At 63.9% G+C, this 9,543-nt stretch carries 9 protein-coding genes; 7 read left to right on the top strand and 2 right to left on the bottom strand.

What is annotated here, in order from left to right; translation table 11 throughout:
• Positions 1 to 173 precede the first annotated feature (173 nt).
• On the bottom strand, positions 174 to 527 hold the full coding sequence (gene uraH, locus ACWKWX_RS32400) for a hydroxyisourate hydrolase (protein ID WP_416425925.1): 354 nt from the start codon (positions 525 to 527) through the stop codon (positions 174 to 176).
• Positions 528 to 909: 382 nt separating this feature from the next.
• Here uraH and puuE point away from each other — a divergent pair, with 382 nt between their 5' ends.
• From puuE to ACWKWX_RS32365, 7 genes are all read left to right on the top strand, one after another.
• Positions 910 to 1,839: an allantoinase PuuE gene (gene puuE / locus ACWKWX_RS32395; RefSeq protein ID WP_416425927.1), complete on the top strand. Its 930-nt coding sequence runs from the start codon at positions 910 to 912 to the stop codon at positions 1,837 to 1,839.
• Positions 1,836 to 2,351, top strand: a complete 516-nt coding sequence (uraD, locus tag ACWKWX_RS32390; protein ID WP_483829906.1) for a 2-oxo-4-hydroxy-4-carboxy-5-ureidoimidazoline decarboxylase — start codon at positions 1,836 to 1,838, stop codon at positions 2,349 to 2,351. The genes puuE and uraD overlap by 4 nt, the downstream gene beginning before the upstream one ends.
• A gap of 40 nt (positions 2,352 to 2,391) precedes the next feature.
• On the top strand, positions 2,392 to 3,387 hold the full coding sequence (gene alc, locus ACWKWX_RS32385) for an allantoicase (protein ID WP_416425931.1): 996 nt from the start codon (positions 2,392 to 2,394) through the stop codon (positions 3,385 to 3,387).
• Positions 3,388 to 3,517: 130 nt separating this feature from the next.
• Entirely contained in the window at positions 3,518 to 4,021 is a 504-nt protein-coding gene (locus ACWKWX_RS32380; RefSeq protein WP_416425933.1) for an ureidoglycolate lyase, read from the top strand.
• A gap of 48 nt (positions 4,022 to 4,069) precedes the next feature.
• Positions 4,070 to 5,377: a urate hydroxylase PuuD gene (locus ACWKWX_RS32375; RefSeq protein WP_416425935.1), complete on the top strand. Its 1,308-nt coding sequence runs from the start codon at positions 4,070 to 4,072 to the stop codon at positions 5,375 to 5,377.
• 178 nt (positions 5,378 to 5,555) lie between these two features.
• Positions 5,556 to 6,911, top strand: coding sequence for a nucleobase:cation symporter-2 family protein (locus ACWKWX_RS32370; protein WP_473003888.1), 1,356 nt, complete (start codon positions 5,556 to 5,558; stop codon positions 6,909 to 6,911).
• A 398-nt stretch (positions 6,912 to 7,309) separates the two neighbouring features.
• Complete coding sequence (locus ACWKWX_RS32365) at positions 7,310 to 8,101, top strand: outer membrane protein OmpK (RefSeq protein WP_416425939.1); 792 nt, start codon at positions 7,310 to 7,312, stop codon at positions 8,099 to 8,101.
• 21 nt (positions 8,102 to 8,122) lie between these two features.
• Here ACWKWX_RS32365 and ACWKWX_RS32360 read toward each other — a convergent pair whose 3' ends face one another.
• Positions 8,123 to 9,322, bottom strand: a complete 1,200-nt coding sequence (locus tag ACWKWX_RS32360) for an aminotransferase-like domain-containing protein (RefSeq protein ID WP_483829905.1) — start codon at positions 9,320 to 9,322, stop codon at positions 8,123 to 8,125.
• Positions 9,323 to 9,543: the final 221 nt, after the last annotated feature.

The raw sequence follows: 9,543 nt of genomic DNA, 5'->3' as shown, positions 1-9,543 counted from the left end.
CGGGGACCGCTTGGCCAACGCCTCCAGTCGGCCCTGGCGCTTTATGGGGCACACAATCAAGATCAAAGGCCTCACGGGATCAAGATCAAAAGCGGCTTGCAGCGTGGGGAGGACGCAAAAAAAAGCCCGCAGTGTGGGCGGGCAAGAGGTACCAACGAAGGAGCGCGCGCAGCTCAGCTGCCGCGGTAAGTCGAATAGCTGTAAGGCGAGAGCAGCAACGGCACGTGGTAGTGATCCTGCTCGGCGCTGATGCCGAACCGCAGCACCACCACGTCGAGGAACGCCGGGTCGGCCATGGCCACGCCACGGGCGCGGTAGTAGTCGCCGGCGGCGAATTGCAGCTGGTACACGCCGCTGCGGTAGTCATCACCCTGTAACAGCGGTGCGTCACAACGGCCATCACTGTTGGTCAGTGCCTGGGCCACCAACTCCAGCTGCTGGCCCTCGACGCGATAAAGCTCGACCTTGATCGAGCTGCCGGGGCAGCCGTGGGCGGCGTCCAGCACATGCGTAGTCAAACGTCCCATTGCGTCTCGTGCCTCATTTTCATCCGGTTATCCGAAGGCCCATGCACCTTTTGAGGGCGCCCTGGGCATCCAACACAACGACATTAAGACACTTTCAAATAAAATTGTACACAATATTTGCGACCTTTTTTCGGCAGCCCCAGCCCACCCCCTAAAACCGGAGACAAGCCCGGTAACGCATGCGCTACGTGACCGCCCAGTCGAATACCTGACCAGTCGGGCAAGTATTTTGCAAGGAAAGAAATTGACCCTCCAAGGCGATGATTGGCAAAAAACAGGCTTACAAATCACGGATAAAGTTGTATACAATCAATCCATCGCCGGGTCGCCAACCTCATCGGGGCCACCCGCCACCCTAATGACGCGAAGAAGGATGCAAGCAGTGAGCGCTGATTACCCACGCGACCTGATCGGTTACGGCCCCAACCCGCCCCACCCTCGCTGGCCTGGCAATGCGCGCATTGCCCTGTCGTTCGTGCTCAATTACGAGGAAGGTGGCGAGCGCAACATCCTCCACGGCGACAAGGAATCCGAAGCCTTCCTGTCCGAAATGGTGGCCGCCCAGCCGCTGCAGGGCGAACGCAACATGAGCATGGAGTCGCTGTACGAGTATGGCAGCCGGGCCGGCGTGTGGCGCACCCTCAAGGTGTTCAAGGAAGCGGGCATCCCGCTGACCATCTTCGCCGTGGCCATGGCCGCCCAGCGCCACCCCGACGTGATCCGCGCCATGGTCGATGCCGGCCACGAGATCTGCAGCCACGGCTACCGCTGGATCGACTACCAGTACATGGATGAGAACCAGGAACGCGAGCACATGCTCGAGGCGATCCGCATCCTCACCGAAATCAGCGGCGAGCGCCCGCTGGGCTGGTACACCGGCCGCACCGGCCCCAACACCCGCCGCCTGGTGATGGAGGAAGGTGGCTTCCTCTACGACTCCGACACCTACGACGACGACCTGCCCTACTGGGAGCGCAACAACCCCACCGGCAAGCCGCACCTGGTGATCCCCTACACCCTGGACACCAACGACATGCGCTTCACCCAGGTGCAGGGCTTCAACAAAGGCGACGATTTCTTCGAATACCTGAAGGACGCCTTCGACGTGCTGTACGCCGAGGGTGCCGAGGCGCCGAAGATGCTCTCCATCGGCCTGCACTGCCGGCTGATCGGCCGCCCGGCGCGCCTGGCCTCGCTGATGCGTTTCATTGACTACGTGAAGGGCCACGAGCAGGTGTGGTTCGCCCGCCGCGTCGACATTGCCCGCCACTGGCATGAAACCCATCCCTACACGCCCGAGGCTGCGCAATGACCGCCTTCCACTCCCTGAAGCCATCGGCCCTGGGCCGCGACGCCTTCGTCGCCGCCTTCGCCGACATCTACGAACACTCGCCATGGGTCGCTGAAAAAGCCTACGACCTGGGCCAGGGCGCCGAGCTGGACCAGGTCGAAACCCTGCACCAGCGCATGAGCGACATCCTGTTGAGCGCCGATCACCAACGCCAACTGGCACTGATCAACGCGCACCCCGACCTGGCCGGCAAGGCTGCCGTCCAGGGCGAACTGACCGAAGCCAGCACCAACGAACAGGCTGGCGCCGGTATTCATCAATGCACCACCGAAGAGTTCCAGCGCTTCACGGAGTTGAACGACGCCTACAAGGCCAAGTTCAAGTTCCCCTTCATCATGGCAGTGAAAGGCAGCAACCGGCACCAGATCCTCGCCGCGTTCGAAGTGCGCATCCACAACTCGGTCGAGGCCGAGTTCAAGGAAGCCCTGGCGCAGATCAACAAGATTGCCCTGTTCCGCTTGCAAGGCCTGTAACTCGCCCCCTCCAGCCCCCATTCAAGGCAGACAAGAAAAAATGAAAGCATACGCCGTACCCTTCGAGAAGTTCGTCAACCTGGCCGACGCGCGCCTGGGCACCAAGGCCATCTCGGTCACCGACGACTGGTTCGCCGACGTCAACCGCCTGTTCCAGCCCACCCCAGCGGTGTGGAAGGAAGGCGTGTTCGACGACAACGGCAAATGGATGGACGGCTGGGAATCGCGCCGCAAGCGCTTCGAAGGCTATGACAGCGCGGTGATCCGCCTGGGCGTGCCGGGCTCGATCAAAGGCGTGGACATCGACACCTCGTTCTTCACCGGCAACTTCCCGCCCTCGGCCTCGCTGGAAGGCTGCTTCGTCGCCGACGGCGACCCGACCGACGCCACCCAGTGGACCGAAGTGCTGCCAGCCGTCGAGCTGCAGGGCAACAGCCACCACTACCACGAAATCAGCGATGCCCAGGCCTACACCCACCTGCGCTTCAACATCTACCCGGACGGCGGCGTGGCGCGCCTGCGCGTGTACGGCGTGCCGTTCCGCGACTGGTCCGCGGTAGGCGACAACGAACAGGTCGACCTGGCCAGCGCCCTCAACGGCGGCCGTGCCCTGGCCTGCTCCGACGAGCACTTCGGGCGCATGAGCAACATCCTCAACCCGGGCCGCGGCATCAACATGGGCGACGGCTGGGAAACCGCACGCCGCCGCACGCCGGGCAATGACTGGGTGATCGTCGCCCTGGGCCATGCCGGCACCGTCGAGCAGGTGGTGGTCGACACCCTGCACTTCAAGGGCAACTACCCCGACAGCTGCTCGATTCAGGGCGCCTTCGTCAAGGGTGGCACCGACAGCCAGATCGAGACCCAGAGCCTGTTCTGGCGCGAACTGCTGCCTAGCCAAAAACTGCAGATGCACCAGGAGCACAGCTTCCAGGAGCAGATCAAGGACCTGGGCCCTATCACCCACATCCGCCTGAACGTGTTCCCGGACGGTGGCGTGAGCCGCTTGCGCGTGCTGGGCAAGGTAGCCAAGTAAGCAGCGCCTGAATGCGCTTTTGTGGGAGCTGGCTTGCCAGCGAGCTGTTGGGCCGTCAAAAGCTCGCTGGCAAGCCAGCTCCCACAGGGGCCAGTTACACATTAATCACTGAACAGACAGAAGACCCACAATGCGCACACTAGTGATCGAGCCCCTGACAAAAGAAGCCTTCGCCCCCTTCGGTGACGTGATCGAAACCGACGGCAGCGACCACTTCATGATCAACAACGGCTCGACCATGCGTTTCCATCGTCTGGCCACGGTCGAGACCGCCACGCCCGACGACAAGGCGATCATCAGCATTTTCCGCGCCGACGTGCTGGACATGCCGTTGACCGTGCGCATGCTGGAGCGCCATCCGCTGGGCAGCCAGGCCTTCGTGCCGCTGCTGGGCAACCCCTTTCTGATCGTGGTCGCGCCACTTGGCGATGCACCTGTATCAGGCTTGGTCCGCGCCTTCATCACCAATGGCAGGCAGGGCATCAATTACCATCGCGGCGTCTGGCACCACCCGGTGCTGACGATCGAAAAGCGGGATGACTTCCTGGTGGTTGATCGCAGTGGCACTGGCAATAACTGCGATGAGCATTTCTTCAATGAGGACGAGCTGCTGGTCCTCGCCCCCCACCAATAAGAGAAGGCCGGCCATTGCACCGCAGTGGCACGGCAAGAGGTTAGAACTGTGCAAGCACATCTGATGGAGTGGCTGAATCTGGGCGTGCGCTGGATTCACATGATCGTGGGGATCGCCTGGATCGGCGCATCCTTCTATTTCGTCTGGCTGGAGAACAACCTCAATCGCGCCAACCCGCGTGAGGGCCTGAGCGGTGACTTGTGGGCCATTCACGGGGGTGGCATCTACCACCTGGAAAAATACAAACTGGCCCCGCCAACCATGCCGGACAACCTGCACTGGTTCAAATGGGAAGCCTACTGGACCTGGATGTCGGGCATCGTGCTGCTGTGCGTGGTGTTCTACTCCAACCCCGTGCTCTACCTGCTGGCCCCCGGCAGCACCCTGAGCGGGCCGGAAGGCATCGCCATCGGCGTCGGCGCGTTGATCGCCAGCTGGTTCATCTACGACCAACTGTGCGACTCGCCCCTGGGCAAGCGTCCCGGCCTGCTGGGCCTGGTGCTGTTCGTGCTGATCATTGCCGCCTGCTACGGCTTCAGCCAGGTGTTCAGCGGCCGCGGCGCGTACCTGCACACCGGCGCCATCATCGGCACCATCATGGTCGGCAACGTCTTCCGCATCATCATGCCCGCCCAGCGCGCGCTGGTGGCGGCCATCGCCGAGAACCGCACGCCCGACCCGACCCTGCCGGCCAAGGGCCTGCTGCGTTCGCGCCACAACAACTACTTCACCCTTCCCGTGCTGTTCATCATGATCAGCAACCACTTCCCCAGCACCTACGGCAGCCACTACAACTGGCTGATCCTGGCCGGCATCGCCGTGGTGGCCGTGGTCGTGCGTCACTACTTCAACACCCGCCACAACAGCCACAAGTTCGCCTGGGCCCTGCCTGCCGGCGCCCTGGGCATGATCTGCCTGGCGTTCGTCACCGGCCCCATGCAAATGGGCAACAGTGCCGACGTGGCCAAGGCACCGGCCATCGAGTACCAGCCGCTGCCGGGCACTGCCATCGGTGGCAAACGCGCCGATGAAATGCCGGCCACGCCTGCCGCTGCACCGGCCCCGGCAGAACAGCCGGCCCAGGCCAGCAATGGCGCGGACTTCGACAAGGTGCACGGGGTGATCCAGGAGCGCTGCGCGGTGTGCCATTCGGCCAAGCCGACCAGCCCGCTGTTCTCCACGGCGCCTGCGGGGATCATGTTCGACACCCCGCAACAGATCCAGCAACTGGCCCCGCGCATCCAGGCGCAGGCCGTGGCCAGCCAGATCATGCCGTTGGGCAACATCACCCAGATGACCCAGGAAGAGCGCAACCTGGTGGGCCAGTGGATCGCCAACGGAGCGCAAACCAACTGATGGATCGTTCGTAGCAGCGACTGTCTTGACACCGCGTCGCCTGCATCGCGACCAAGGTCGGCTCCTACGCCGTTCGTGGTAGGAGCCGGCCTTGGCCGCGATACAGGCGACGCGATCGACGGGGCAGCTGCTACGGGTACTGCTAACCGAAAAATAAAAACAAGATTTGAGGTGTTGCATGTCCGAGTCAATCCACGCGCGCATCCCTGCTGCGCCACCACGACAGCCCCTGCCGTTGCTGCAACTGATTCTGGTGGGTTTGCAACATGTTTTGCTGATGTATGGAGGCGCCATCGCGGTGCCGCTGATCATCGGACAGGCCGCCGGCCTTTCCCGTGAGGAAATCGCCTTCCTGATCAACGCCGACCTGCTGGTGGCCGGCGTGGCCACCGTGGTGCAGTCACTGGGCATCGGCGCCCTGGGCATCCGCATGCCGGTGATGATGGGCGCCAGCTTCGCCGCGGTCGGCAGCATGGTGGCCATGGCCGGCATGCAGGGCGTGGGCTTGCCGGGCATCTTCGGCGCGACCATCGCCGCCGGCTTCTTCGGCATGATCATTGCGCCGTTCATGTCGAAGATCGTGCGGTTCTTCCCGCCGCTGGTCACCGGCACCGTCATCACCTCCATCGGCCTGTCGCTGTTCCCGGTGGCGGTGAACTGGGCCGGTGGTGGCGCCAAGGCGGTGCAGTTCGGCTCGCCCATCTACCTGATCGTCGCCGGGCTGGTGCTGGCCACCATCCTGCTGATCCATCGCTTCATGAGCGGCTTCTGGGTCAACATCGCCGTGCTCATCGGCATGCTGCTGGGCTACCTCATCTCGGGCCTGATCGGCATGGTCGACCTCTCGGGCCTGGCCACCGCGCCCTGGCTGCAAGTGGTCACGCCGCTGCACTTCGGCATGCCCACCTTCAGCCTGGCGCCGGTGCTGTCCATGTGCCTGGTGGTGGTGATCATCTTCGTCGAGTCCACCGGCATGTTCCTGGCCCTGGGCAAGATCACCGACCGCGAGGTCACCCCCGGCATGCTCCGTCGCGGCTTGCTGTGCGACGCTGCCGCCTCGTTCGCGGCAGGTTTCTTCAACACCTTCACCCACTCCTCGTTCGCCCAGAACATCGGCCTGGTGCAGATGACCGGCGTGCGCTGCCGTTCGGTGACGGTGGTGGCCGGCGGCTTCCTCATCGCCCTCAGCCTGCTGCCCAAGGCCGCGTTCCTGGTGGCTTCCATTCCGCCCGCGGTGCTGGGCGGTGCGGCCATTGCCATGTTCGGCATGGTGGCGGCCACCGGCATCAAGATCCTCCAGGAAGCCGACATCGGTGACCGTCGCAACCAGCTGCTGGTGGCGGTGAGCATCGGCATGGGGCTGATCCCGGTGGTGCGCCCGGAGTTCTTCTCCCAGCTGCCAGACTGGATGGGCCCCATCACCCACAGCGGCATCGCCATGGCGACGTTGAGCGCGGTGCTGCTCAACCTGCTGTTCAACGTGCTCGGTGGTGCCGAGCGAGAAGCCCTGTCCAGAGCGGTGCATCAGCATTGACCATGGGGGGCGCCGGTCGAAAAGCTGACCGAGTGCCCCACTTTTGCTGGGCCTGCTCTGTAACGGAGCACTTGAGCCGCGCCGCGTGAGTCAGTAATCTGCGCGCCCGCGTAAAACCGGGGGGATTTTTTCCCCGATAAAGCTGACCTCTTGTACCAGACTGGGCCCCCTGCCCTGCCGCGTCGCCGTTTGCAGCCAATCGAACCACTTTCGACTGCTATTCACCGCAGCCGACGGGATTTCTTTGGCTGTGCGTCGGCCTTGGCAAGGCTCTTGCTAACTCAGTTGCGCCGCAGAGGAAGTTGACCGGTTGGACGACTTTTAACGCAACCAAAAAGGCGCCGCCACAGAGCGCCACCTTAGAAAAACAGACTGAAATCAAACCTGGGAGCTAACCAATGAAACGTACTCTTTCGAGCCTGATGGTGGCCGGTGGCATGCTGGCCGGTGGCCAGGCCATGGCCGACGACGGCGGCTGGCTGCAATGGCAGAGCAACAGCCTGACCTACCTGTATGGCCAGGATTTCAAAGTGAATCCGGGCATCCAGCAAACCGTCACGTTCGAACACGCCGACGCCTGGAAGTACGGCGACAACTTCCTGTTCGTGGACAACACCTGGTACAACGGCAAGAAAGACTCGGGCAACGGCAACTTCGGCACCTACGGCGAGTTCAGCCCGCGCCTGTCCCTGGGCAAGATCTTCGACCAGAAGTTCGCCTTCGGCCCGGTCTCCGACGTGCTGCTGGCGTTCACCTACGAGTTCGGCGAGGGTGACGTGGAGTCGTACCTGATCGGCCCGGGCTTTGACCTGAACATCCCTGGTTTCGACTACTTCCAGCTGAACTTCTACAACCGTATCCCGGATGGCGGCCGCGCCGGCAACAACATCTGGCAGATCACCCCGGTCTGGTCCTACACCATTCCAGTGGGCAGCTCCGACATCCTCATCGACGGCTACATGGACTGGGTGGTCAGCGGCGACCACAACAAGGAAGGCGACTACCACGCCAACCTGCACTTCAACCCGCAGGTCAAGTACGACCTGGGCAAGGCCCTGCACTGGCAGCCCAAGCAGGTGTACGTCGGTTTCGAGTATGACTACTGGAAAGACAAGTACGGCATCGAAAGCAGCCACGCCTTCGACACCAACCAGAACACCGCCAGCCTGCTGCTGAAAGTGTTCTTCTAAGCGACACCGGTGCCGGGGCGGTCAGCCGAACGACCGCCCCAGGCGCACCAGCCCTTCGTCTATCTGCTCAAGCGACGGCGCGGCGAACGACAAGCGCAGGCTGCTGGCATCAGCGCCCTCGGCAAAGAACGCACTGCCCGGCACGAACATCACCCGCTGCTCGATAGCCCGCTGCAACAACTGCGTGGCATCCACCCCACTGCGGCAGCGCCCCCAGATGAACATCCCGCCCTGTGGCGGCGACACCTCCAATACGTCCTGCAGGCCTTCGAGCCCTGCGAGCATGCGCGCGCATTTGTCCCCGTAGCCCTGGGCCAGCCCCGGCAGCGCCCGTTCCAGCGCGCCATCGGCCAGGTACAGCGCGGCGATCTGCTGCGCCCACGGCGCGGTGCACAGGTCCACGGTCTGCTTGGCGATCACGCAGCGCTGGCGGATGGGCGCGGGTGCGATCAGCCAACCGATGCGCAGGCCCGGCGCCACCACCTTGGACAGGCTGGACAAATGCACCACCCGGCCGGCGGCGCCCTCGACCTGCGCCGCCAGGGCCAGCAGCGACGGCACTGCTTCGCCGGCAAAGCGCAGGGCGCCGTAGGGGTCGTCCTCGATAATCAGGAAATCGTGCTCGGCGGCCAGCTGCAGCAACGCCAGGCGCCGTTCAAGCGGCAGGCAGGCGCCGGTGGGGTTGGCGAAGGTCGGCACGCAGTACAACAGGCGGATGCTGCCCTTGGGCTGGGTCGCTAACTGCTCGGCGAGGCGCGCGGTGTCCAGGCCCTGGGCGTCGGTGGCGGCGCTGTGCACCTCAAGGCCCGCCAGGCGGAACGCCTGCAGCGCCGCAGGATAGGTAGGCCGCTCCACCAGCACCCGCTCGCCGGGGCTGAGCAGCACCTTGATCAGCAGGTCCAGGCCTTGTTGCGAGCCAGTGGTCACCATCAGGTCATCAACTGCCACGGGCGCCCCGCGCCTCGCCATCAGCGCCGCCAGTTGCTCGCGCAGCAGCGGCAGGCCGTCGGTGGCGGCGTATTGCAGGCAGTCCACGGGGCTGTCGCGCAGGGCGCGCTCGGCGGCCGCGGCCAGGTTGGGTTGGTCGAAAAACGAGGTGGCCGGGTAGCCGCCGGCGAACGAGATCATGCCGGGCAGCGACAGGTACTTGAACAGCTCGCGAATCGCCGAACCGGTGGGCGCCTGGAAGGCGGGGGCGAAGCGGTAGGTAAGGTCGGTCACGGGGCAAGGGCTCGGTCAGGGCGGATGGCCCAGTATCGAACCCTGCCGCTCAGGCCCGCAAACGAGGAATTGGCGGGATGTCATTCCGCGGCCTCATGAAACCGCGGACGCCATTGACGCGCGTGACCGCGTCGTAGCAACTGTCCTGTGGGAGCTGGCTTGCCAGCGAGCTTTTATGGCCCCAACAGCTCGCTGGCAAGCCAGCTCCCACAGGATGTAGC

This window comes from Pseudomonas imperatae (assembly GCF_057128625.1).
This window is presented reverse-complemented; position numbering and strand designations above follow the sequence as displayed.

Excerpts from the sequence above, each read along its gene's own strand:
- ACWKWX_RS32380 (WP_416425933.1), top strand. The coding sequence starts at position 3,518 with ATGCGCACACTAGTGATCGAGCCCCTGACAAAAGAAGCCTTCGCCCCC.
- ACWKWX_RS32365 (WP_416425939.1), top strand. The coding sequence starts at position 7,310 with ATGAAACGTACTCTTTCGAGCCTGATGGTGGCCGGTGGCATGCTGGCC.
- alc (WP_416425931.1), top strand. The coding sequence starts at position 2,392 with ATGAAAGCATACGCCGTACCCTTCGAGAAGTTCGTCAACCTGGCCGAC.
- uraH (WP_416425925.1), bottom strand. The coding sequence starts at position 527 with ATGGGACGTTTGACTACGCATGTGCTGGACGCCGCCCACGGCTGCCCC.
- uraD (WP_483829906.1), top strand. The coding sequence starts at position 1,836 with ATGACCGCCTTCCACTCCCTGAAGCCATCGGCCCTGGGCCGCGACGCC.
- ACWKWX_RS32370 (WP_473003888.1), top strand. The coding sequence starts at position 5,556 with ATGTCCGAGTCAATCCACGCGCGCATCCCTGCTGCGCCACCACGACAG.